Consider the following 23352-nt stretch of genomic DNA (forward strand, 5'->3'; position numbering starts at 1 on the left):
ATCTTGAGAGAACAGGAAAAGCCATTAAAGAAAGTTAGGTTATGGGATAAAGGGGGCAGAAAAATGGGCTTTACAGAAATCCTCCTAATTATGGGTATTGCATTGATTTTGTTTGGGCCAGAGGACCTACCGGAAATTGCCCGAACAATCGGCAAAATAGTCTATGAGGTTCGCAAAGCGACTCAAGATGTTACCAAGGAAATTCAGAATACAATGGATACCCCCAGTAATACTTTGAATAAAGCGTTGAATTTCTCAGACTATAAACCTGGGGACAAATCACCTCAGGCACAACGTGAAAAGGAAAAAGAAAAGCCTGAAACTGATGAAGAATTGTTGACGTTTGAGGATGAAAATCCAGCAGATCCGCTAGCGGAACTGCCATCAGATATGGTATCTTATGAAGAAAAGGGTGCGAGCAGGTGAATCGGTTTTGAAACAACTCTGGCTCTTTAATCAGATAAATTCAGATCTTCAGCGGGTTGAAAAGGAACTTACCAAATTTGTGGAGACGGACTATCCGATTCTTCAGGATTCCGGTATTCATTTGTTAACTGCCGGAGGCAAACGATTACGTCCGGCTTTTACTCTCTTAGCCGGAAAATTTTATGCTTATTCTTTGGATAAGCTTATACCTGTGGCCATGGCTTTAGAGCTTATTCATATGGCTACCTTAGTCCATGACGATGTTGTGGATGCTTCCCTGACGAGAAGGAGCAGGCCAACGGTTAAAGCCAATTGGGGAAATATAGTTTCTGTGGAAACAGGGGACTATTTGCTGGCTAAAGCTTTAATTCTTATCTCGCAAATAAATCATCCCGAGGTTTCCCGCATTTTGGCCGAGGTAAGTGTGGAAATGTGCCAAGGTGAGATCCAACAGATTAAAGCTTCCTTTGATGTGGAGCAGAACTTAAAGCAGTACTATTTTCGGATCAAACGGAAAACAGCCTTGTTGATTTCCGCTTGCTGCAAGTTGGGGGCTCTTGTTTCTGAGGCTCCAAGACACCAGGTCTGGGCTTTAGGAGCTTACGGACATTCTCTGGGTATGGCCTTTCAAATTGTTGATGATGTGTTGGATATTACGGCTAAACCGTCAGAGTTTGGGAAACCGATTGGCGGAGATCTTCGCCAGGGAATAATGACCTTACCCATGATTCTGGCCCTGCAATCATTTCCCAGCGGTTCGCCTCTTCATGAGTTGTTGAGGAAGGCTGATAAAACTGACGCTGAAGTCGCGGAAACAATTGAATTGATTAAAGGGACAGGCGCAATTGATCAGTCCATGAGGATTGTCGATGCCTATATTAACAAAGCCAAAAAACACCTTCAAGATCTTCCGAAGGTTTCATCTCGCAAGGCTTTAGAAGATTTAGCCGAGTTCATTGCCATTCGTAAATTTTAAATGTTTTAGCAAATTAGCCTTCCGCATGGTTACTGTGGAAGGCTTTAAATTACATATGACATAATATATAAGTCATATGATGAGGCCGCCTTCTCTCAAGCCCCCTGGCGGTTGCGCTTGCTTGAATTCCGGTTTTGGAAATGATAAACTAGTACAAATGAGGGTTACATTGGATCTATGGCCTCGTAGTGGAGAGCTAATAAGTCGGGTTTATAAAGCCTTTCATTTAAGTAAGGTTCGATAGACCCGGCTTTTGTGTGATACTTTAGCTGAATGAGTTCACTGGCGGCAGCAGAGGCTTGATAAGGAGGAAATCAAATGAAGGAACATCAAGAGGGTGCCGTGGACAAAATATGGCGCATCTTCAGTTCCATGAAATTAGGGCTGGTTTTGTTGGGAGTTATTGCTTTTTTTTCAGGTGTAGGAACCTTATTTCCTCAAGCAGATGTTGATCCCGATAAGGCCCAAGCGGTGGGGAAGATATGGCAGGATTTAGGATTTACCCATCTTTATAGTACATATTGGTTTCGTCTGATATTAGGCTTCCTGTGTATTAATCTGATCGTTTGCAGTATTCAAAGGTTTCAAGGAATTTATAATCGTACCTTCAAACTTCAGCCCCCTAAAAACAGAACGAACATACCTAAGAAGATTCAAGAGACTTGGAAAGGGGATAGTGAATCCCTTCGAAATTCCGTGCAAAAGGTTTTACGGAGCAGAGGATTTAAAGTTATCTTTGAGGAAAACGATAAGCAATGGAGTTATATCGCTATAAAGCGGCGCTGGGGAAATTGGGGGTCTTTTATTACTCACTTGTCTTTTGTCGTTTTGGTGGTTGGAGCCTTTATAGGCTCTTCAATGGGCTTTAAAGGATTCTTAATGGCTGGGGTTGGGACAACCGTTCCTATTCATTCGATACAAGTATCCCATGGAACAGTTAAAGAAAACTTTGATGTTCTGATTAATTCAGCAGAAGATCGTTTCTTAGCCAATGGTCAGAGGGATAATTGGTACACAGATCTGAGTATTTTGGAAAATGGCAAGGTCATGGCCCGCCATACTATATCCGTGAATCATCCTTTTACCTACCAAGGAGTAACCTTCTATCAATCTAGTTTTATAAATGGCGTTCATTTAACAGCGGACATTAAAGGGCAAAAGGTACCTGTTATCTTGGAAGATCGAGGTGGTAATTATTTCCAAGCGCCGGGGACAGATCTCTATCTTGTTGCATCGGCTATAACCAGCGATCCTCAAAAACCTTCCATGCTTTTCGAAGTGTTTAAAGGCATGTCGGAAAATGCGGTACAATCCGGACAACTTGATTTTGGACAAACTATTGATATTCAAGGTGCCTATAAGCTCACCCTCGATGGAAACTCCGGCTTTACCGGCTTACAAGTAAAACAAGATCCTGGGGTTATGGTCATTTGGTTAGGATGTGCTTTATTGCTCCTGGGTTTAATATTGTCCTTTTATTGGCGCTCAATCCTTGTAACGGGGATTTTTCAGGCAGAACAGGGTAATCAAGGCGAGATAACGATGGGTGTTTCAACGGGAAAGGTCGTCGGAGGCGTTAAAGAGGTATTTGATCGCTTGGTTCGAGAAATTCGAGCAAAATAGTGGCTATTTTTGTCCGTGAAAGGGAGGATTGAATCGTGAATCTGGGATTACAAAATCTCGAATCGTCTGCTTTTGATGTTATGGTCATGGCTTATATTCTTTGTATGATATTATATTGGGTTTGGATTGGCTTGAAAAAAGACCTGATTGGTACTTTGGCAACCTCCGTTGCCTGCCTTGGCTTAATTGCTAATACTGCAGCGATTATTATTCGCATGGTGATTTCAGGACATCCGCCGCTGTCCAACGGCTATGAATTCCTGATGACGTTTGTTTGGGGAATCATGGCAGTTTATTTGTATATTGAGTTCCGCTATAAGTTAAGGTCTTTGGGCGCTTTCGTAATGCCTATTCCTGTTATGCTCCTGATGTTTATTATCATGAGCATGGGCCCTGAAGAACGGGTAGCCCAGGCAATTCCTCCTGCTTTAAAGAGCCAATGGCTCACCTTCCATGTTGTGACAGCTATGTTGGCCTATGGAGCTTTTGCTATTTCCTTTGGCTTAGGGGTTATGTACCTTCTTAAGCTGAAAGAAGAAGGCAAGGGATGGGAAGCAAAACCTCAGGGAATCATAGCACGTTTTCCGGATTTGGAGACTCTGGATGAATTGTCCTATAAAGTTGTTGGGTTTGCTTTTCCGCTTTTGTCCTTGTGCATTATTACCGGAGCAATTTGGGCAAATTATGCGTGGGGCACCTATTGGTCCTGGGACCCCAAAGAAACTTGGTCCCTGATTACTTGGATTATTTATGCAGCTTATTTACATGCCCGCTTGATGTATGGCTGGAAAGGCAAACGTGCGGCTTGGATGGCGGTTTTGGGTTTTGCAGCCGTACTCTTTACTTTTTTTGGCGTTAACTACTTCTTACCTGGATTACACTCTTATGCTCAATAGGAAAAGTATTTAGTTACTATGAGAAATCTTAAGGTTGGGCAGGGGAAATGTCTAAATAGGGCGAATTATATCTAGAGAAAGTTGGAGAAGGTGACAGTGTTTTATGCCGCAGTATTATCCGATTTTTATGGATTTGAAAGATCAGTCTGTCTTGGTCGTCGGAGGAGGCAACGTTGCTCTGCGGAAGGTTCAAACCCTCTTGAGTCATGGTGCTGTTGTTCGTATTGTTTCCCCGAAAGTTTTGCCGGAATTGAGAACCTTAGTTGATGACAGAACATGTTATTGGCTGGAAAAAGAGTATTCCCCAGAAGATATTGGAGAAGCCTGCCTTGTTTTTTCTTGTACAGAGAATGAAGAGGTTAATCAACAAGTATCACTTGATGCCAAAACTCATTATCGTCCGGTAAACGTTGTGGATGATCCTGAAAAATGCAGCTTTATTGTTCCTTCCATCATGGAACGGGGCGATTTAAATATTGCCGTTTCGACAGGAGGAAGCAGTCCCATTGTAGCTCGGCAAATTCGTCAAGAATTAGAAGCGCTTTATGGCTCGGAGATGAAGGAGTATCTGTCCTTATTGAAAGTCTGGCGTACCAAAGTAAAAACAAGCTTACCTCCCGAAAAACGGAGCGTTTTTTGGGATCGTATAACGGACGGCGAAGTTAGAAAACTTATTCAAGAGGATCGTCTATCCGAAGCGGAAGGAGTGATTAAACAGTGTTTCCTGTCGCTGTTGGATTAAACCATCAAAGTACACCTGTGGAAATCAGAGAAAAAATGAGTTTTCATCCCTCCCAAATTCAGGAGGCCTTAAAAACGCTCAAGAGTTATCCGGGGCTTGAGGGAGTATTAATCCTCAGTACCTGTAATCGTACTGAGGTATATGCTGCAACAACAGATGTTGAGATCGGTATCGCCTCGATTAAAAAATTTTTGTCGGTTCATCACGGTATTGATGAGAAAGTTTTAAGTCAATACCTCTATGTTCATACCCTTTATGATGCTATCCGCCATCTTTTTCGGGTGACGGCAGGCTTAGACTCAATGGTTCGAGGAGAAACTCAGATCATTGGACAGGTTGCCAATGCCTATCAGCAAGCTAATGACGCAGAGGTTACGAACAAGGCCATTAATGTCTTCTTTCAAACAGCCCTTTCCGTGGGCAAACGAATTCGTACGGAGACTCAAATTGATCAACATCCTGTGTCCATCAGCTATACGGCGGTTGAACTTGCCAAGCAGCAGTATGGTGAGCTGCAAGGCAAAGGAATTTTAATTCTGGGTGCCGGCGAAATGAGCACCTTGACCATTAGAAATTTAGTAGCGGCCGGAGCATCGACAGTCATGGTTTCCAATCGATCTTATGAGAAAGCGCTCTCCTTAGCTAATGAATTTGCGGGACAAGCTGTACGCTTTGATGAAATGGATAAATATCTGGAGACTGTGGATATAGTGATTTCGGCCACAGCAGCGACTCATTTTGTGATTCAGCCTGAGCGGATGGAGACGATCATGAAAAAACGTGATGGCCGTCCTTTATTGCTCATTGATATAGCTGTTCCGCGTGATATCCATCCTGCGGTCAGAGAGCTTGAGAATATTACTTTGTTCGATATCGATGATTTACGGGGAGTGATCGACCATCATCATCAGGAACGCGAACTAGCTGCTCTTAAAGCCGAAAAGATTATTGATGAGGAAATGAATCGTTTCGTGAAATGGCACAATTCATTGTTTGTTGTTCCAACTATAGTTGCTTTACAGCAAAAAGGTCAACAAATAAAAGATATCCAACTCGAACGTACCTTAGATCGGTTAGGTGGATTAACGCCGAAACAAGAGAAGATTGTCAGGTCAATGGCTAACTCCATTGTCAATCAGCTCTTACATTTACCAATTACCAATCTTAAAGAGTATGCATCCACATCTCAGGGACATCTGTATACAGAAATTTTGCAAAATCTTTTTGACCTAGATGTTGAGGAGGAAACGAAACGGCAAATGACCATCGTGAATCAGCATCTTGGGCCTGTGCGTCATGGGAGGGCAGAATGAAGAACATTCGAATCGGAACTCGGGACAGTCAATTAGCCATGTGGCAAGCGGAGTGGGTGAAGCACCAACTCGAGCTGCTCTATCCTCACCTTAGTTTTGAGCTTGTGCCGATGAAGACTAAAGGTGATAAAATATTAGATGTACCCCTGGCAAAGATCGGAGATAAAGGGTTATTCACGAAAGAATTGGAACACGGATTGTTAAGTAATCAATTAGATATGGCCATTCACAGCCTTAAGGATTTACCGACGATTTTGCCGCAAGGCTTAGATATTTGCGCTTTTTGCGAACGAGAAGAACCAAGGGATGTTTTTTTAAGCAAGAGTGGAACACTTCTGGAAGAACTGCCTGAAGGAGCTTTGGTGGGAACTAGCAGTCTGCGCCGGAAGTCTCAGCTTAAACATTACCGACCTGATCTGCGCTTTACAGATTTGCGGGGGAACCTGCAAACACGCTGGCGCAAACTGCAGGAGTCGGAAATGGATGGGATAGTACTGGCTGCGGCAGGGGTAAAACGATTAGGATGGGAAGAGCGGATCACCCAAATTTTAGCTGAAGATATAATGCTTTCGGCAGTGGGTCAAGGATCCATAGCTGTTGAAATTGCTGAAGACAGAAACGATATTCGTGACTTGTTAGCTCATCTTAATCACCCTGAGACCGAAAAAGCCGTTTGCGCGGAACGAGCGTTAATGCGCAGGCTTGAAGGCGGCTGTCAAGTTCCCATTGGTGCTTTGGGACAGAATAAGAGTGGAGAGATTCACCTAAAAGCAATGGTTGCTAGTCTCGATGGCAATCGTTTGCTCAAAGCACAGGGAAAAGGGACTGATCCTGAGAAGGTTGGAGTCGAAGTTGCAGGTCAATTGCTTAGCTTAGGAGCCGCAGAAATTTTAGCGGAAATTCGTTAAGAACGAAAGCATTTTCAGCATAGATAGGAGTGTTCTGTTTTGAATAAAGGATATGTATATTTAGTCGGTGCCGGTCCGGGAGATCCAAAGCTAATTACCCTTAAAGGCTCTGAATGTATTGCCAAAGCGGATGTTTTAGTTTATGACCGTTTGGCATCCCGGAGGCTTTTGAATCTGACACGCCCGGATTGTGAACTTATCTATGTTGGAAAATCGCCGGATCGTCATACTCTTAAGCAGGATGAGATTAATCAGCTGCTTGTAACTAAAGGACTTGAAGGGAAAATTGTTACCCGTCTTAAAGGCGGGGATCCTTTTGTCTTTGGCCGAGGGGGAGAAGAGGCCGAAGCTTTATTGGATGCAGGGATTCCCTTCGAAGTAGTTCCGGGGATTACGTCGGCTATTTCAGTTCCGGCTTATGCAGGAATTCCCGTCACTCATCGTGACTTAACCTCATCCTTTGCCGTCATAACAGGTCACGAAGATCCGACCAAAAATGAAACCGCGATTCAGTGGAATCATATTGCCCGATCCCACGGGACGCTTGTATTTCTCATGGGAATGGAGAATCTCCCGTTAATTGCCCAAAAACTTATGGAGAACGGCAAAGAACCGACTACTCCTGTCGGTATCATTCAATGGGGAACAAGGCCGGAACAGCGCACCCTGGTGGGATCGTTAAGGACCATTGCCGAAAAAGTTAAGGAAGAAGGATTTACCAATCCTTCGATTATTATTGTTGGCGAGGTCGTTTCTTTGCGGGAAAAACTGCAATGGTTTGAGAAGAAGCCATTATTTGGCCAGAGAATTATTGTCACCCGCGCTCGTCATCAAGCTAGTGAGTTATCTCAAGCAATAGAGAGTCTGGGCGGAGAGGCCTGGGAGTTTCCGACGATCGAGATTGCCCCGCCAACAGACGCGTCTTTGTTATTGAAAGCTCTCAAAGATTTGCAGAGTTTTCAATGGCTTATTTTCACGAGTGTCAACGGAGTTGAAGCGTTTTTTGCCGAACTTTTGGAACAACAAGGAGATGTCCGGGATTTAGCGGGCTTAGAGCTAGTCGCTATCGGCCCGGCGACAAAAGCGGCCCTGGAGAAACGAGGACTGCGAGTGGCCTTCGTACCTGAAGAGTATCGGGCCGAAAAGGTCGCCGAAGGTTTAAGGCATCTCGTTAAATCAGGGGATAAGGTCTTACTGGCCAGGGCTGAAGAAGCCAGAACTATTCTTCCTGATTCCCTTAAAGCCATGGGCGTTGAAGTTTGGGATGTTCCTGCCTATAAAACAATTCTCGGCGGTGCCAATCGGGCAGATCTGCAACAGATGCTGCAAAGTAAGGAAATTGATAGGGTGACGTTTACAAGTTCATCAACTGTGAAGAACTTTATTAAATTACTCGACGGAAAAACAGAGTTATTGCAGAATGTTTTGCTTTATTCAATTGGACCGATAACGAGTGCTACCGCTCGGGAAATGGGCCTGACAATCCATCGAGAAGCTTCAGAATATACCATTCAAGGACTTGTTGAAGCCTTACTGGAGGGAAAAAAACATGATTAGTGTTACTAAGCTTCTATTTGATACTGAGTATTTCGGAGATTCCTTGCGCTATAGTCAGAGTTCCCAGGGAGCAAAACATGGCACAACGACGGGCTCCGGTCCTGTCGTCGTTTGGAACACGACACGTACCTGCAATTTAAAATGTGCTCACTGCTATATGGAATCTGACGCTCAAAAATATACAGGAGAATTGACGACCGAAGAGGGCAAGCATTTTATTGATGACTTGGCGGACTTTAAATGCCCGGTTATTCTATTTTCAGGCGGAGAACCCTTAATTCGTCCCGATTTTTTCGAACTGGCAGAGTATGCGATTTCCAAAGGATTACGGGCAACCTTATCAACCAATGGGACACTAATCACCCCTGAGGTTGCCAAACGGCTGAAAAAAATTGGCGTGTCCTATGTGGGGATCTCCTTAGATGGACTTCAAGATGTTAACGATAAGTTTCGGGGTAAAGAAGGCGCGTTTAAGGCAGCCATGGAGGGCATTCAAAACTGTGTTGCCGTTGGCCAGCGCGTAGGGCTTCGTTTTACAATTAATCATCATAATCTGCAGGAATTAGATAGCATTTTTGATTTTATCGAAGCCGAAAATATAGACAGAGTCTGCTTTTACCATTTGGTTTATTCAGGACGCGGCAGCAAAATGATCAGTGATGATGTCACTCCGGAAGAATCTCGCCGGGCTATGGAGACAATCATTCGCCGTACGCGGGATTTTGAAGAACGAGGATTAAAAAAGGAAATTTTAACCGTTGACAATCACTGTGATGGAGTGTACATGTACGTCCAAGCGCTTAAAGATGACCCGGAGAAGGCTGAAAGGATTAAGGGCCTGATTGGCCTTAACGGAGGAAACCGTTCAGGAATTGCCTTCGGCGAAGTTGACCCTATGGGGTATGTGCATCCTGACCAATTTACCCAGCATATTACCTTCGGCAATGTTCGGGAACGTAAATTCGGCGATATTTGGACAGATGTTTCGCAGCCGATTCTTGCCGGGCTTAAAGATAGGAAGCCCTTGCTGAAAGGCCGCTGTGCTGCCTGCAAGTACTTGGATATGTGTAACGGTAACTTCCGGACTCGAGCAGAGGCCGTGACAGGAGACTTCTGGGAATCTGACCCAGCTTGCTATCTGACAGACGAGGAGATTGGGGTAAGAGAAAACTAAGAGAATGAAATGACTCGTGAGACTCCCACTTCTACAAGTGGGAGCGGCTCCGATGTTCAGCTGTAGCTGAACGAGTTCACTGGAGAACAGAAAGACTCCTTTTCATGCGATGGGTTACTCTTGTGGGCGAGGCCATTTCCCTTTGAGGACGATAAATTTTCGGAGCAGGAAAATGCCTAGTATTAGGATAAAGTATTTTTGGGAGGTAAGTGGCATGGATCTGAAACGACGCCCGCGGCGCTTACGGGCAAGTGAGACAATTCGGAAGATGGTTAGGGAAAATCATCTTCGTATTGATGATTTGATTTATCCGATGTTTGTTATGCCGGGTGAGAAGACGAGAGTGGAAGTTTCTGCAATGCCGGGCGTATATAATTTTTCACTGGACGAATTTGTAAAAGCTTTGGATGAAGTGGTGAAATTAGGGATACCTGCGATCTTGCTGTTTGGCATACCCGAGAGCAAAGACAGTGTTGGTTCAGGGGCCTATGCGGAGCATGGTATTGTCCAAGAGGCTGTGCGTATCGCCAAAAAACATTATCCTGAGCTGTATGTTATTACGGATGTATGTCTATGTGAATATACCGACCATGGACATTGCGGCTTGATTGAACAAGGCGAGATTTTGAACGATCCGACGTTAGACCTTTTAGCTCAAACTGCTCTTTCTCATGCCCGTGCCGGGGCGGATATGGTAGCCCCTTCCGACATGATGGATGGAAGAGTTGCCGCCATTCGTGATTTGCTGGATAAGGAGGGTTATGCCCATATACCCATCATGGCCTATTCGGCAAAATTTGCTTCAGGGTTTTATGGACCCTTTCGCGAAGCGGCAGGTTCAACGCCTCAATTTGGGGATCGTCGTACCTATCAAATGGATCCGCCTAACGGCAATGAAGCCATGCTGGAGACAGCATTAGATATTGAGGAAGGTGCGGATTTAATTATCGTTAAGCCCGCTTTGGCCTATGGCGATATCATTTATCGCACCAAAGAAAGATTTGGACTGCCTGTTGCTGCTTATAATGTCAGCGGGGAGTATTCTATGGTAAAAGCCGCAGCTGCCAATGGGTGGATTGATGAGAAACGTATCGTAATGGAAGCTTTGGTCAGTATGAAACGCGCGGGAGCTGATTTGCTGATCACTTATCATGCTCTTGATGTTGCACGTTGGTTAAATGAGGAGGGGCGTTTGTGATAGTATCTTGGCATACAACAAATGCTTGCCATAATGATGGGGACTATATGGCTGAGGAGCCGTGGTGCCCGGATCAGGGAAGGAAGGGGGTTTAGTATGGATTCTGCCGATCGTGCTTTACTTAACGAGATCCAGAAACAATTTCCTATCGATGTTCATCCCTACAAAGTTCTTGGTCAAATTGTAGGTACGACAGAAGAGGATGCCTTCTTGCGAATTCAAAAACTTCGCCGGGAAGGAATTATCCGTCGTCTGGGCGGGGTTTTTGATTCTCGGAAGTTAGGTTATTTTAGTACCTTGTGCACAGCAAAAGTTCCGGAAGAGAAAATTCCGGCTCTAGCCAAATTGATTAATAAAATCCCAGGTATAACGCATAATTATGTTCGCAATCATGACTATAATGTATGGTTTACGTTGATAGCCCGTTCAGAAGAAGCTGCAGAGCAGATTATTCACAAAATACGCAAGGATTTGGATATTTCTGAGGTCTATAACCTACCTGCGACGCACTTGTTCAAAATTAATGTAAACTTTGATTTTAGCGACGAAGAGGATACTCAGGAAGAACCGTTAATTTCTGCGGAAAACGGAGATCAAGCTGTAACTCATAGTGGAAGCCGTCAACCCTATGATTTAACACATGATGATGTAGCTCTAATTCAAATTATTCAAGGGGATTTACCGGATTCTTCAACTCCGTTTACTGTCTTGGCTGAAAGGCTTAACTGGACGGTAGAAAAGCTGATTTCCCGTGCCAAGAGCTTATTGGAAGCTAAGGTTTTGCGTCGTTTTGGTGCGGTATTGCGGCACCAAAAAGCCGGTTTTGTCGCCAATTCAATGGGCGTTTGGCAGGTTGAACCTGCCCGCGCAGAAGAGGTCGGTAAAATAATGGCTCAATTTAAAGAAGTGAGTCATTGTTATGAAAGACCAACTTTGCCTGATTGGCCGTATAATGTCTTCACGATGATTCATGGGAAGACCATTGAGGATTGTGATGAGGTTATGAAGAGAATTTCTCAAGCAACCGGCGTTACAGAATATTCTATGCTTTTTAGTACAGCTGAATTGAAAAAGAGCAGCATGCAGTATTTTCTTGAAGAAGAGTCGTTTTAGATTCGTAAAAGGGGGTCATTCACTTGCCGTTTGTTGATGAAAAAAGCAGCCAAGCCTTTGCTAAAGCCAAAAGAGTTATTCCCGGCGGTGTCAATTCCCCGGTAAGAGCCTTTAAATCGGTAGGTAGAGATCCTGTATTTATTGATCGGGCTGAGGGTGCTTATCTCTGGGATATTGACGGCAATCGTTATCTGGATTATGTAGGTTCCTGGGGACCGCTCATAGTTGGTCATGCTCATCCTGAGGTCGTGGCAGTGATTAAACGAGTGGCTGAACGAGGAACAAGTTACGGTGCGCCGACGGAAGTCGAAACTGATCTGGCTGAGGAAGTGCTGAAAGCATATCCCTCAATGGAAATGATTCGCATGGTTAACTCCGGGACGGAAGCCACGATGAGTGCATTGCGTCTGGCCAGAGGTGTTACCGGCAGAACCAAGATTGTCAAATTTGAAGGCTGTTATCATGGACATTCTGATCAGCTTTTAATCAAGGCTGGGAGCGGTGCCCTGACTTTCGGTGTGCCGACATCTCCCGGTGTCCCGCCGCAAACTGCAGCGACAACCATTTCGGCAAAGTATAATGATCTGGAAGGACTTCGGGAAATTTTCCAACGTGAAGGGGAAGAGATTGCCGGGGTAATTCTCGAGCCGGTTACAGGCAATATGGGTGTGGTCTTGCCGGAAGAAGGCTTCCTGCAGGGTGTCCGCCGTTTGACGGAAGAGTATGGCTCATTGCTGATCTTTGATGAAGTCATGACGGGTTTTCGCATCAGTTATGGCGGCGCTCAAGCATATTTCGGAATTGATCCGGATTTAACCTGTTTGGGCAAAGTTATTGGCGGGGGTCTGCCGGTAGGGGCTTACGGCGGAAAAAAACGTTACATGGAGCAAATAGCGCCCAGTGGCCCTATTTATCAAGCGGGGACGTTATCAGGAAATCCCTTGGCCATGAATGCCGGATTGACCACTCTTAAATTATTACAACATCCCGGTGTTTATGAGGATCTTAATCGTAAGACGTCTCGCCTGGCGGAAGGCTTAAAACGTATTGCCCAAGAGGCTGGGCTCCCCGTATGGGTCAATGCTCTCGGGGCCATGTTTTCTGTCTTTTTTACTGAGGGACCTGTTAAAGATTATGCAAGTGCTTGTACATCAGACGTTGAACGGTTTGCCAAGTACTTCAGTGGCATGCTTGAAAAGGGGATTTACTTAGCCCCGAGCCAGTTTGAGGCAGTTTTCTTATCGACGGCACACACTGATGCCGATATCGATAATACTCTTGAACAAGCCCGCTTAGTCATAAAAACCCTCTAGAAAGGCCAGAGTGTCGGTGCCAACTGGGCTGCCAGCGTAACGATACTTTTATAAATGCCGGGAAGTGTGATTCGACAGGGGTGTTTTAAATCTATGGACAGAAAACGCATATTAAGAACGATCATTACCGTGGCTTTGTTTGGGGCTTTAGTTGCTGTTATCATTGTTTCGCAAAACCATGATCCTTCTAATCCACACGCTTCAATTCCTAAAGATGTTTGGATTAACGGACCACATGGTCATGGCTATGCGGTCGATAATAATCAGCAGCCTTGGAAACAATGTTACCCTTGTCATGAAAAAAAGGGTCTTGGCGGGGAAGATTTTTGCCAAAGCTGTCATGAAAAATCAAAGGTTAATGTAACCTTGCCCAAGAAACCCTCCTAATTGTCATTTCGTTATTCCTGATCTCGGGACATTCACGACCAAACACATATTGGAATAATATGGTACGTGAGGATGGCTGGGAGGGGACTTGGTTTGAACGAAGAAGAACGTGTTAATCTGCTTGAACGTTTAGAAGGGTTGAGGAATTCCAAAGTCTTAGTCTATTTTTCATATTCTCCACTGGATGATTCTATTTTAGTACCACTGTATAAACAACTGAAGAAGATTGGACCGACTCCAAAAATTGATTTGATCTTGCATAGTTATGGCGGAACTGTAGATACTCCTTATAAAGTGGTTATGTTAATTCGCGAGTTTTGCCAGGAATTTTCTATTATTGTCCCTTTTGCGGCTAAATCCGCCGCATCGATGATGGTTCTCGGGGCTGATGAGGTCATCATGGGTCCTCTTTCTGAATTGGGACCTATTGATCCTCTCGTTAAACATCCCGTGTATAAGGATATTCTTGTACCGGTTCAAGCCGTTTGGCATTGCTTTGATTATTTGCAGCGATCAATTACTACCAGCGGTGATCCTGAAGTTGTTTCATTTTTGGCTACGCCAATGCTCAATAAGCTTGACCCTTGGCTTATTGGTGATTATGAAAAAACAATTAAGGCTTCACGTCAATATGCGGAAATATTGATGTCAAACTACATGTTCAAGGATTCTCCGGAACGTATTGAAAGGGTGGCTCGGGCATTAACTGAGGGTTATTTTTCCCATGGATATCCCATAGGTCATCAAGAAGCCAAGGAACTTGGCTTGAATGTTACTGTGGCTCAAGGTGAATTATGGGAGGTCATTTGGAACTTATATCTCGCTTATGAAGAAATCTTTAACGAAAAGTAAATTACCTGATAAGGCAAGTTATAACTCGAAGAGATGGTTATAATGGAGAAACTTTAGAAAAAGACTTGCTTTAATGCAGTCTTTTTCTAACTTTCCACAAAAAACATATTGCTTGTTGTTTCGTAATACGATAGGATTAACTTGTACTATGTTCTAATTTCAAGCCGTTATAGTTTTCTAGTGTATTATAGTCAAAATTTTATGGAGGTGGATCAGATGCTGACAACGTTTGGTTTAGTGTCCCCTTTGGAGGCAGGTATTTTTCTAGTTATTGCCTTAGTTATTTTTGGTCCAGGAAAATTGCCGGATGTGGGGAAAGCTTTAGGTAAGGGGATTAAAGAATTTAAGACAGCGAGTCAAGGTGACGAGAGCGTGCCGAATCCTCCGGAAAATAAAGCAGTTAATCTGGATAAAGCTGAGTAAACAACAACCACTCCCACTTGTAGAAGCGGGAGTCTTCCGATTGGATAGAGACTATAAAAAGACGGGGTTAACTGCACCCCGTCTTTTTTGTACTATCAGAAAGTATAAACTTGCGTTATATACTTTCTAAGCATAAGGGCAACTAGGCAGCCGCCTGCGCAAGGCTTGGCGCCAGCCAAGTTTTCTTTATACGTTTAGAAAGTAGGACTCTAAGTGTCGCCTTCAGTTATATTGGCATAAATAGGTATGTTTTATCTAATTACTGAAGGGGTTTGAATTTATCCTTTGCTTTTTGAACCTCTTGAGCTTCAGCGTCAGTCGCTGGATACCAGCCTTTTGAATTCATGATGTTGTAAAGATTTTCATGAATGTTATGCTCTTCATCGAGAATCGTCTTAAGGTTTTGTCTTAAATTGGCACAGGTAGATTCCGTGATGAAGGTATTTACAGTTGATGTAACATGTTTTTCACTTGTCAGCAGGTCAGTGATGATTTCTTGTTCTGACATTGTGGTCTGTGTGGCCAATTAAATCACCCCTTTCTGGTAAGGTTTCTGCTCTCGTCAATTCGTTTAAACGTTAGTTTCATTTATTGATGAGAATTTAGATAATTGAGCAGGGTATCATAGTGTTTACGATGCAGCTCAGAAATTGAAGATAGCTGCGAGCTGACTGCCGGGTCTTGAACGGTTTGGGATGCCTGAGCGAACTTGTGAACAAGCAATGCTTCAGCACCAAGTTGATCATTTAAAATGGCCAGGTTTTTGGCTGTCAGTTCAGGTTTTGTTGTGTTCATAGTCAACCTCCCCTCTGTCATAATGATTTTAGTATGCCCCTTCCCTTTAGGAATATGTTTTCTAAATATTGGACTGAGCAAAGTATCAAGGGGCAGCAGGCGGGAAGAAGGTTGAGAAAGGCAGATATTTGGCAAGACTATATCTGAAGTCAACACCTTAAACAAAACAAGGAGAACGAGGAATGAGCATAGTCAAAAAAAGATCTGTCAATCGGGCAGCCTTAATTTATAATTTTGTAACAAAGGTTTTTCCCGTAGTTAAAGAAGAACTTATGACCTGGCTGCAGCGAGCCGAACTTATTCCTGATTCTCGTCTTTGCAGTCAGGCTCAGGAAAGTATTCGTCTCAAAGCGTTTCACTGTCAAGGAGGCAGTATCTATGCCTTATATCCCGGTGCGAATCTGAGAGCGACAGTACGGTTTATAGTCGCTTATCAGACTATAAGCGACTATCTGGATAATTTAGTAGATAGCTTAGATGTAGAGAATGAAATGGCCTTTGCCCAATTACATCTGGCTATGGAGGAAGCGTTGCTGCCAAAGTCCGATTTATCAGATTATTACAGGTATTATCCTTATCAGGAGGATGGAGGGTATCTCGAGCAATTAGTCAGGACTTGTCAAGCAAGCCTAAAAGACTTGCCATCCTATGATCTCGTTCAAGAGACAGTTTTAGATTTGGCTCGGCTTTATTCAAAGCTGCAAACCTATAAACATTTAGCCGCCGCCCAACGAGAATCTGTCATGCTTCAATGGATTGAGCCTTATACGAAACTGTATCCGGCAATTACCGCCTGGGAATTTGCGGCCGCAACAGGTTCAACCTTAGGAATTTTCTGTTTGTATGCGGCTTCTCAGGATCCTCACTTGCGGGAAGAGGACGTTACTGAAATTCATCAAGCTTACTTTCCGTGGATCTGCGGCTTGCATATTTTATTGGACTATTTCATCGATCTTCGTGAAGATCATGAAACCGGCCAGTTAAATTTTGTGGCTTATTATGCCGGTTCGGAGAGGGTAGCTGCTCGCCTGAAACTTTTTGTCAGAAAGTCCCTTGAACAGGCAGCATCACTTCGGTTTGTAAAATTTGAACGAGCTGTCGTTCAAGGCCTTCTTGCGATGTACTTATCGGACGGCAAAAGTCAGGATCGGGAAATACGCGTAATAACTAAACAATTGCTCAAGAGTAATGGTGTAGGTGTAAGGGTTCTTTTTTGGCTGTGTTGTCAGTTACGAAAGCATAAGCGTCTTTAAGATGTTCGCAGCAAAATGGAGTCAGAGAGATTTATGAGCGCTGTTCGATACGGACTCGCAGGAATTTTGCCTAAACAGGCTTTTGCTTTGTCAATACACTGTGTAGCTGTGAGTTGGGCTTTCTCAAGAGAGCGGGAACTTATTAAGGCTTCATAGATACTATGGAGTCCTTGACAGTTAATTTTATGAGAGATCAAAATCTCCCGCAGCCAATTACCGTAAACCGGGTTATCCATAAGATAGATGAGGGGCAGTGTTATATTGCCATTAAGTAGATCGCTTCCCACAGGTTTACCTAAAGATTCCGTGCTGCCGCTCAGATCGAGAATATCATCAGTGATTTGATACGCATATCCAATGTTTAGTCCGAATTCGCGAAAGGCTTCGATTTCCTCGGCACCAGCATCTGCTAATAGGGCACCTGATTGGCAGCAGGCAGCCAAAAGAATTCCTGTTTTTTGAGCGATTCGCTTAAAATATTGTTCCTTTTCAATAGTATCGGAGAATTGTGCTGCGGCTTGATTCACTTCTCCCGCACACATGGATTGAATTGCCTCGATAAAGAAGCGCATAGTTTTTAATAACTGTTCTGTAGAGAGTATATTGAACGCTTCGGCAAAGAGGTAATCTCCCGTGAGAATGGCTGCATGGTCACCATAGATTGAATTTATTGTCGGTTTACCACGTCTTGTTTCAGATTTATCAATGATATCATCATGAATTAAAGAGGCCATGTGAATCATTTCGGCGGAAACTGAAGCTTTAATCATTAAAGAGTTGAGGGGGCCAAAACACATTCCACTGTAAAGCGTCAGTAAAGGACGTACTCGTTTACCGCCTGATTTTAATAAAGTAACACAAGTTTTTTGAATTAAACCATCAGCTTTATTAAGTATTTCATGGAGTTGATCCTCTACAAATAGCAATTCGGGAAATCTTAAAGAGTCTAACGTTGTCTTTTGGGAGTCATGCAATTGTTGTTGAATACTCATAGCATCAGCCTCAGCCCTCTATTTAAAATACAAACGCCTTTATATTATGCCTGAAAGGGCATTTTTGGATACTATAAATTCACGAGATATCTAAAACAAAAAAAGTGACTAATTTTAAATTATGAGGGAAATCATAAATTGACGGTGATTTATGATTTTAACTTGAAATAAGGACGCTGAGGAGGTATAGCAGTGGGCAATGAAAATGACAAAGAGCATGCTTCGCAATTAAATCGTCAACCATGGGAGCCTGCAGGTGTAGTTAGCGTAGTCGATGATGATCAGACACCGAAATACGGGACAAATGGTCGGAAAAACGCAAAAGGAGGTCAGCTTACCCTCGAAGTTGATGAGGTATTTCATAATCGTGGAATTATGGAAGGGACTCAGTTAAAAGAGTGAACTCGTTCAGCTAAAGCTGAACATCGAGACTTCGGTGGGAGACTCTACCCCCACCGAAGCAGCTGAAGAATCACAGGAGAAACAATAAGGAGTATGGTGTAATGAGACAGAAGACTGTTTGGGAGGAGCTAATTAAGCCAACCATTGTAGCTTACCTTTTGGCAATTACAATTCCAGCAAGTATTGCGCTTGTTTATTATGTGTACAATATTTACTTTTAAATGTTTCTATTATCTAAATTTAGAGTCCTAATCAAGGTTCAAACAATGACAGCGCCGTTCAATATACCGAATATTGGATCTAGAAGAACAAAGATACATACTTTTTAATAAAACATAAAAAGTACAAAGTTATGCTAGAAAATACACTTTTAAAGACATTATTTTCTTGATACAATAAAGTAACATGGTAATTGAAAGGTTAAGGATGATTTGATGAATGTTATAATTTTTACGAGTAGTCCTAATCAAGATGGATTAACGGCAGCCTGTGGGAATGCCGCCAAGGAGGGTGTCCTCGAAGCCGGAGGAAATGCGAAGTTAGTCAATCTAAACCGGCAAAAGATCGGTCATTGTCATGCTTGTGGCAGTGGATGGGGACCCTGTCGTAATGACCATGAATGTCAAGTCCAAGATGAATTTCAAGCACTGCACGCTTCTTTAGCTGGTTTTGACGCTTTTGTCTTCGTGACCCCTGTATATTTTGGCGAGATGAGCGAATCAGCTAAAGCCTTTACGGATCGTCTTCGCCGCTGTGAAGCCTTTAGAGAGAAGTCTTACTTGGAAGGCAAACCGATCATAGAAATAGCAGCTGCGGGGGGAAGCGGAAATGGACTTACCTCATGCCTTACTTCCCTCGAACGACTTTTTCTGGCAGTGAAAGCTGAAAAATTTGACTTAATTGGAGTCACTCAAAAAAATAAAAGCTATAAGCTTGAGACCATCAAAGCTGCGGCAAAAGAAATGGTTTCTTCTTATAAATGTAAATGAAAAAATTAACGACAAATTTTCACATATTTTTTGAAGCCAGCGACAAGTTGTCGTTGGTTTTTCTCTTAGGATCATTAACGAATTTTTCAATTATGAATTTAGAGCCTTCTGCTTAAAACTAGGGTTTTTTAAACAGGACTTGAATTTGGGAGCGGCAATAACGGCAATGATATAAAAATACCTGATCATGATCATTTTGCTTTATAATATCGGAGATTGACTAATAACAACTTGAATGCTAATCTGCAGGTGTGATGAAGAATTGAAGCCTTGATTTTGGGAGGTGCTAATATGAATAATTTAATTGCTGGTTTAATAAAATTTCGAACTCAAGATTATGAGGAGCATAAAAACTTATTTTGTCGCTTAAAGCGAAGTCAACAGCCTCACACTTTATTTATTGGCTGCTCTGATTCTCGAGTTGTCCCGGAACTAATTACCAAGTCTTTACCGGGGGAATTATTTGTTGTCAGGAATATCGCCAATATCGTTCCTCAATATCATCATGTCCTGGAACAAGAGGCTCCAATGTCAGCCACCACCGCTTGTATCGAATACGCAGTAAATGTTTTGAAGGTCGAACAGATCATCATTTGCGGTCATTCGAATTGCGGAGGATGCGGCTCGATCTATCTTTCAGATGAAGAACTTACCGAATTGCCTGTTACTAAAAAGTGGCTTGAGCTTGCCCAAACAGTTAAAACGAGAGTTTTAAAAGAATTGGACGATCCAGACGATATAATGAAGAGAGAATGGTTAACAGAGCAAATCAATATCGTAGAACAAATTAAACACTTATTAACGTATCCTTTTATTGTTGAAAAGTATAATAAGCGGGAAATTGATATCATTGGTATGTACTATACTATTGAATCTGGGGAAGTTTTCATATATAATGCCTTAAAAGGAGTTTTTGAATTGGCAAATTAAGCCATATTCAATAAATGGTTTGTTCATATGGATAAAATAATTATGTTAAGGGATCCTAGGTTGCAACAAACCCCATGAAAATGGTTGTTGCAACCTTTTGTTTTATATTGCGAAGAACTATAACTTGACCAAAGAAAGCGCCCACACATTTTGAGTGAGTGTTAGAATAAAACAAACGAAGTTGACAAAATCTAAAAAGATATAAACGACACTAAAACTTCGGAGAAGGAAAATTTCGAAACTATGTTGAAGTTATCTATAAACACTTCGATTCTGATATTCTTTCTTAGGAAAAAATAGTTTGCTACACTTAGAGCTGCACTTTTAGTTTTTGAAATTAATTCTACAAGGATTAGGTGAGAATTATGCCGCTTCCGGAAAATAATCTATTGTTTGGTCTGGCCCCGAGATTAACATCTGAACAGCGTGAATACGTGGATGCCATCTTTGATTATCAATTAGTAATGGTTAATGCGAAAGCCGGAACTGGGAAAACAACCTTGGCTGTTGCTTGTGCTAAGATTTTGAAAAAGCCGCTTACTTATATCTTTAATCCGGTTCAAGAATCTATTATGGGTTTCAGACCGGGAACTCAATCGGAAAAGGAGAGTATCTATCATCAGCCCCTGATTGATGCTCTTTTGGAAATCAATGAAAACCCGGTTCAGTGTATTTATAATGAAGAAGTCTTGGCTAATGAGGCTATTCGCAGAAAGGTCAGCGTTAAGCGGGTTATGGATGGTATATGGTGTTATCCTAAAAGCCCCTTATTTTTACGAGGGACCAACCTTAAAGATATGGTAATTATCATTGATGAATGCCAGAATTTCACAGCGATTGAACTGCGAAAAATATTTACCCGAGTACACGATTCCTGCAAGGTAATTTGCATTGGTCATTCAGGGCAAACTGATATTCCTAGCTCAAAGAGCGGTTTTGTTCCCTATATGGAGCATTTTAGAGGTCAACCCTATTGTAAGATAGTATCCCTAACAAAGAACTTTCGAGGAGAACTCGCTAATTGGGCAGATACTATTGATATAGCCCAAATTTAGTACTTTAAGATTAAACAGATCCCCGGTATATGCAGCCGGGGATCTGTTTTGGCATTTGGGCCATTTGGTTCCCATACCTTCAGCGCGATAGAATTCACTAATAACGGATCATTTTCCAGTCCACATATCTAAAACATTTTCAGCGAAATAGCCGTAGGGAAGAAAAAAATAGCCATTAGCTCCCCAATTTTCCCCCCAGGAATTGCGGCAGATAACTATCCCTGAATTATCATTATCGTCTCTATATCCTACAGCTAATACTGCATGCCCACCAAGGTATTGTTCGTCTTTTTGAGGGAGTGGTACAATTCCGTTTTCGGCAACCGCTTGTGATTCAAAACTTTCATAGATTTTGATGCCGATGACGACGGGGTACCCTTTTGCTAAAGCAGATTTGAGGTCAGATAAGTTCTGCACCCTGTGATATTCACTAATTCTAAAATGAAGAGCATCAATAAATGAAATAATGGGCGGGGTTTCTTTGAATTTTGTAATATCATAGGGCCAATCACTTTCCGGAGAACAGCCGAACTTATGCAGAACCTTCATACCATCCCGAATACTAGCTCCCGAATCGTCAGCCACTGTTCCTTCCAGTTTGCGTTCCCCCCAATAAAGCCATAAGCGGCTCAGTGGTGTCAATTTTCCGCTGCGAAGTTCCAGGTATTCGCGTAATCCAGAGGCAATTGCGTTAGCAGTACAACTGCCTAATTCACCTTGATCAACAACAGGGGAACATCCGCTGCGCAGATCTACAACGTGGGGAAGGGGCATTTGCTTATAGAGGGAAGTGTAAAATAGTTTATCCCTCTCGTCAGCCTTATCTTGTTTGAGCTTATACACTTTTTTTGCCATAGGTTTTCCTCACTCGCTAAATATTCTGTAACGAATTCCCTTAGGAATCTGTTTTCAGATTATAGTACGTGTGATTGTCCTAAAATGTGAATAAGCTCTTCGATGAACAGAATTGTCTGGTTGTATTTTACATTGGGCTTTGTAATAAAATTTTTTAATTCTTAACAGATTCTTCATATAAAGATCACGGAAGAGTAACAATTATATTTTATGATAGTTACAACATAGCAAACAGAAAACTCCTCGCTCTTAAGCGGTTAACATAAAGGTTTTTTCATTTTTCTTTCCTCCTCCTTATTCCCCCCTGAAGAGGGGATTTTTTTTTGCGATCGGTTAAAGGAGAATGAAATTCAAATTATATCTTGGATTATCGCTCCGAGTTGTTGTATGATGATTTGTAGAGGGATAACAAGTCATAACGAAAATGTATAGTTATAAGGGGGAATAGTGATTGTTGACCTTATCCTCTAAAATAGAATTCGTAAAATTTCTTAAGCAAAAATTTTTGGGTCAGAACTTAAAGTGTTTAGAGGTTTTATGTGTTGTAGAATGTACCATGGATTTCGGAATAGTGACCAACATTGATTTTGCTGATGATAAAGTTTCTGTATGGGGAGCTGATTCGAGTGTTTTTTGGATAAAACTTGATGATATCATCAATGTCAATTATAATCCCAAACAAGAAGACGTCTGCTTAGAATTTGAAGCAAAAAATGAAGTAAAAGTACTATTTTATCTTTAATCTTGTTGGTTAGCCTTCTTCGATAAATTTTTGCTCCCAAGCATTTTAATTCTGTGGTTTGGTTAAAGTAAGAAGGGTTCAAATTTCAAGGAGGGGTTAACCATGGATAATTTAGATAAAATACTTCAAGCTCAGGAGAAGGCTGAGCAAAATAAGAAACATCAGGGAAAAGGAAATCCTGATCGAAAGCTGCCCAATAAACAGCATAGTACCAACAAATAACTATTAAGAGGATCTGAACAATTAGGAGTTTTGATAAATAGTTATAGATAATATAAGCATAAAAAATTAGCCTGAGAGGACGTGCTGACGCCTTTCGGGCCTTTTCTGCTTATCTCCCCCAAAAAACACTTGGGCAAATTACTATTATAGATTTATATTGTAGCAGCCCTGTCTTTTTATCCAATCGTAAGACTTCCACTTCAACTTATGAAAAAA

The 23352-nt window shown here is 42.4% G+C and carries 26 protein-coding genes; 22 read left to right on the forward strand and 4 right to left on the reverse strand.

What is annotated here, in order from left to right; all coding sequences use genetic code 11:
- The first annotated feature begins 63 nt into the window (after positions 1-63).
- The 15 genes from DEAC_RS07420 to DEAC_RS07490 all read left to right on the forward strand — a co-directional run bounded on the left by DEAC_RS07420 (position 64) and on the right by DEAC_RS07490 (position 14901).
- Positions 64-426, forward strand: coding sequence for a Sec-independent protein translocase subunit TatA/TatB (locus DEAC_RS07420; RefSeq protein ID WP_047809371.1), 363 nt, complete (start codon positions 64-66; stop codon positions 424-426).
- A gap of 7 nt (positions 427-433) precedes the next feature.
- Complete coding sequence (locus tag DEAC_RS07425; protein ID WP_047809372.1) at positions 434-1402, forward strand: polyprenyl synthetase family protein; 969 nt, start codon at positions 434-436, stop codon at positions 1400-1402.
- A 318-nt stretch (positions 1403-1720) separates the two neighbouring features.
- Positions 1721-3025 (forward strand): cytochrome c biogenesis ResB family protein, encoded by a 1305-nt coding sequence (locus DEAC_RS07430; protein WP_047809373.1) that lies wholly within the window; start codon positions 1721-1723, stop codon positions 3023-3025.
- A 35-nt stretch (positions 3026-3060) separates the two neighbouring features.
- A complete protein-coding gene (ccsB, locus tag DEAC_RS07435; protein ID WP_152671364.1) occupies positions 3061-3921 on the forward strand; it encodes a c-type cytochrome biogenesis protein CcsB in 861 nt (286 codons plus the stop codon).
- A 103-nt stretch (positions 3922-4024) separates the two neighbouring features.
- Complete coding sequence (locus DEAC_RS07440) at positions 4025-4663, forward strand: precorrin-2 dehydrogenase/sirohydrochlorin ferrochelatase family protein (RefSeq protein ID WP_047809374.1); 639 nt, start codon at positions 4025-4027, stop codon at positions 4661-4663.
- Complete coding sequence (gene hemA, locus DEAC_RS07445) at positions 4639-5976, forward strand: glutamyl-tRNA reductase (RefSeq protein ID WP_047809375.1); 1338 nt, start codon at positions 4639-4641, stop codon at positions 5974-5976. The genes DEAC_RS07440 and hemA overlap by 25 nt, the downstream gene beginning before the upstream one ends.
- Positions 5973-6884: a hydroxymethylbilane synthase gene (hemC, locus tag DEAC_RS07450; protein WP_047809376.1), complete on the forward strand. Its 912-nt coding sequence runs from the start codon at positions 5973-5975 to the stop codon at positions 6882-6884. Before hemA ends, hemC begins: the two co-directional genes overlap by 4 nt.
- A 39-nt stretch (positions 6885-6923) precedes the next feature.
- Positions 6924-8441, forward strand: coding sequence for a uroporphyrinogen-III C-methyltransferase (cobA, locus tag DEAC_RS07455; RefSeq protein WP_047809377.1), 1518 nt, complete (start codon positions 6924-6926; stop codon positions 8439-8441).
- Positions 8434-9615, forward strand: a complete 1182-nt coding sequence (nirJ1, locus tag DEAC_RS07460) for a putative heme d1 biosynthesis radical SAM protein NirJ1 (RefSeq protein WP_047809378.1) — start codon at positions 8434-8436, stop codon at positions 9613-9615. Before cobA ends, nirJ1 begins: the two co-directional genes overlap by 8 nt.
- Before the next feature lie 214 nt (positions 9616-9829).
- Complete coding sequence (gene hemB / locus DEAC_RS07465; protein WP_047809379.1) at positions 9830-10813, forward strand: porphobilinogen synthase; 984 nt, start codon at positions 9830-9832, stop codon at positions 10811-10813.
- A gap of 96 nt (positions 10814-10909) precedes the next feature.
- Entirely contained in the window at positions 10910-11926 is a 1017-nt protein-coding gene (gene ahbB, locus DEAC_RS07470; RefSeq protein ID WP_047809380.1) for a siroheme decarboxylase subunit beta, read from the forward strand.
- Positions 11927-11949: 23 nt separating this feature from the next.
- The gene (hemL, locus tag DEAC_RS07475) at positions 11950-13239 is read left to right on the forward strand and encodes a glutamate-1-semialdehyde 2,1-aminomutase (protein WP_047809381.1); all 1290 of its coding nucleotides are present in this window, start codon (positions 11950-11952) and stop codon (positions 13237-13239) included.
- A gap of 93 nt (positions 13240-13332) precedes the next feature.
- Complete coding sequence (locus DEAC_RS07480; RefSeq protein ID WP_047809382.1) at positions 13333-13626, forward strand: hypothetical protein; 294 nt, start codon at positions 13333-13335, stop codon at positions 13624-13626.
- 93 nt (positions 13627-13719) lie between these two features.
- The gene (locus DEAC_RS07485; RefSeq protein WP_047809383.1) at positions 13720-14478 is read left to right on the forward strand and encodes an SDH family Clp fold serine proteinase; all 759 of its coding nucleotides are present in this window, start codon (positions 13720-13722) and stop codon (positions 14476-14478) included.
- Positions 14479-14694: 216 nt separating this feature from the next.
- Entirely contained in the window at positions 14695-14901 is a 207-nt protein-coding gene (locus DEAC_RS07490) for a twin-arginine translocase TatA/TatE family subunit (protein ID WP_047809384.1), read from the forward strand.
- Between the two features lie 259 nt (positions 14902-15160).
- Here DEAC_RS07490 and DEAC_RS07495 read toward each other — a convergent pair whose 3' ends face one another.
- Both DEAC_RS07495 and DEAC_RS07500 read right to left on the reverse strand, forming a co-directional pair.
- Positions 15161-15409 carry a spore coat protein gene (locus tag DEAC_RS07495; RefSeq protein ID WP_047809458.1) on the reverse strand — a complete coding sequence of 83 codons (249 nt, stop codon included), beginning with the start codon at positions 15407-15409 and terminating at the stop codon, positions 15161-15163.
- Between the two features lie 80 nt (positions 15410-15489).
- The gene (locus DEAC_RS07500) at positions 15490-15696 is read right to left on the reverse strand and encodes a hypothetical protein (protein ID WP_047809385.1); all 207 of its coding nucleotides are present in this window, start codon (positions 15694-15696) and stop codon (positions 15490-15492) included.
- A gap of 182 nt (positions 15697-15878) precedes the next feature.
- Between DEAC_RS07500 and DEAC_RS07505 the strand changes: the two genes are divergently transcribed.
- Entirely contained in the window at positions 15879-16949 is a 1071-nt protein-coding gene (locus DEAC_RS07505; protein ID WP_047809386.1) for a tetraprenyl-beta-curcumene synthase family protein, read from the forward strand.
- Here DEAC_RS07505 and DEAC_RS07510 read toward each other — a convergent pair.
- On the reverse strand, positions 16946-17941 hold the full coding sequence (locus DEAC_RS07510) for a polyprenyl synthetase family protein (RefSeq protein ID WP_047809387.1): 996 nt from the start codon (positions 17939-17941) through the stop codon (positions 16946-16948). The genes DEAC_RS07505 and DEAC_RS07510 overlap by 4 nt on opposite strands.
- Before the next feature lie 192 nt (positions 17942-18133).
- Here DEAC_RS07510 and DEAC_RS07515 point away from each other — a divergent pair, with 192 nt between their 5' ends.
- The 4 genes from DEAC_RS07515 to DEAC_RS07530 all read left to right on the forward strand — a co-directional run bounded on the left by DEAC_RS07515 (position 18134) and on the right by DEAC_RS07530 (position 21317).
- Positions 18134-18343, forward strand: a complete 210-nt coding sequence (locus DEAC_RS07515; RefSeq protein ID WP_047809388.1) for a hypothetical protein — start codon at positions 18134-18136, stop codon at positions 18341-18343.
- Positions 18344-18777: 434 nt separating this feature from the next.
- Entirely contained in the window at positions 18778-19332 is a 555-nt protein-coding gene (locus DEAC_RS07520) for a flavodoxin family protein (RefSeq protein WP_047809389.1), read from the forward strand.
- Positions 19333-19623: 291 nt separating this feature from the next.
- The gene (locus DEAC_RS07525) at positions 19624-20262 is read left to right on the forward strand and encodes a carbonic anhydrase (protein WP_047809390.1); all 639 of its coding nucleotides are present in this window, start codon (positions 19624-19626) and stop codon (positions 20260-20262) included.
- 365 nt (positions 20263-20627) lie between these two features.
- Positions 20628-21317 carry a PhoH family protein gene (locus DEAC_RS07530; protein WP_047809391.1) on the forward strand — a complete coding sequence of 230 codons (690 nt, stop codon included), beginning with the start codon at positions 20628-20630 and terminating at the stop codon, positions 21315-21317.
- A gap of 108 nt (positions 21318-21425) precedes the next feature.
- On the opposite strand, the gene DEAC_RS07535 is transcribed toward DEAC_RS07530, so the two are convergent.
- Positions 21426-22172: a C1 family peptidase gene (locus DEAC_RS07535; RefSeq protein ID WP_047809392.1), complete on the reverse strand. Its 747-nt coding sequence runs from the start codon at positions 22170-22172 to the stop codon at positions 21426-21428.
- 451 nt (positions 22173-22623) lie between these two features.
- Here DEAC_RS07535 and DEAC_RS07540 point away from each other — a divergent pair, with 451 nt between their 5' ends.
- Entirely contained in the window at positions 22624-22914 is a 291-nt protein-coding gene (locus DEAC_RS07540; protein ID WP_047809393.1) for a hypothetical protein, read from the forward strand.
- Positions 22915-23016: 102 nt separating this feature from the next.
- Positions 23017-23136, forward strand: coding sequence for a DUF4023 family protein (locus DEAC_RS07545; protein WP_047809394.1), 120 nt, complete (start codon positions 23017-23019; stop codon positions 23134-23136).
- Positions 23137-23352 lie beyond the last annotated feature (216 nt).

The sequence above is a fragment of the Desulfosporosinus acididurans genome, assembly GCF_001029285.1.
Taxonomy (GTDB): Bacteria; Bacillota; Desulfitobacteriia; order Desulfitobacteriales; family Desulfitobacteriaceae; genus Desulfosporosinus; species Desulfosporosinus acididurans.

Coding starts and splice junctions, on each gene's coding strand:
- DEAC_RS07480 (WP_047809382.1), top strand. CDS start 13,333: ATGGACAGAAAACGCATATTAAGAACGATCATTACCGTGGCTTTGTTT.
- DEAC_RS07510 (WP_047809387.1), bottom strand. CDS start 17,941: ATGAGTATTCAACAACAATTGCATGACTCCCAAAAGACAACGTTAGAC.
- hemB (WP_047809379.1), top strand. CDS start 9,830: ATGGATCTGAAACGACGCCCGCGGCGCTTACGGGCAAGTGAGACAATT.
- DEAC_RS07530 (WP_047809391.1), top strand. CDS start 20,628: ATGCCGCTTCCGGAAAATAATCTATTGTTTGGTCTGGCCCCGAGATTA.
- DEAC_RS07505 (WP_047809386.1), top strand. CDS start 15,879: ATGAGCATAGTCAAAAAAAGATCTGTCAATCGGGCAGCCTTAATTTAT.
- DEAC_RS07500 (WP_047809385.1), bottom strand. CDS start 15,696: ATGAACACAACAAAACCTGAACTGACAGCCAAAAACCTGGCCATTTTA.
- DEAC_RS07490 (WP_047809384.1), top strand. CDS start 14,695: ATGCTGACAACGTTTGGTTTAGTGTCCCCTTTGGAGGCAGGTATTTTT.
- DEAC_RS07525 (WP_047809390.1), top strand. CDS start 19,624: ATGAATAATTTAATTGCTGGTTTAATAAAATTTCGAACTCAAGATTAT.
- DEAC_RS07545 (WP_047809394.1), top strand. CDS start 23,017: ATGGATAATTTAGATAAAATACTTCAAGCTCAGGAGAAGGCTGAGCAA.
- nirJ1 (WP_047809378.1), top strand. CDS start 8,434: ATGATTAGTGTTACTAAGCTTCTATTTGATACTGAGTATTTCGGAGAT.
- DEAC_RS07420 (WP_047809371.1), top strand. CDS start 64: ATGGGCTTTACAGAAATCCTCCTAATTATGGGTATTGCATTGATTTTG.
- hemC (WP_047809376.1), top strand. CDS start 5,973: ATGAAGAACATTCGAATCGGAACTCGGGACAGTCAATTAGCCATGTGG.
- DEAC_RS07495 (WP_047809458.1), bottom strand. CDS start 15,409: ATGTCAGAACAAGAAATCATCACTGACCTGCTGACAAGTGAAAAACAT.
- DEAC_RS07535 (WP_047809392.1), bottom strand. CDS start 22,172: ATGGCAAAAAAAGTGTATAAGCTCAAACAAGATAAGGCTGACGAGAGG.
- DEAC_RS07520 (WP_047809389.1), top strand. CDS start 18,778: ATGAATGTTATAATTTTTACGAGTAGTCCTAATCAAGATGGATTAACG.
- DEAC_RS07430 (WP_047809373.1), top strand. CDS start 1,721: ATGAAGGAACATCAAGAGGGTGCCGTGGACAAAATATGGCGCATCTTC.
- DEAC_RS07440 (WP_047809374.1), top strand. CDS start 4,025: ATGCCGCAGTATTATCCGATTTTTATGGATTTGAAAGATCAGTCTGTC.
- ahbB (WP_047809380.1), top strand. CDS start 10,910: ATGGATTCTGCCGATCGTGCTTTACTTAACGAGATCCAGAAACAATTT.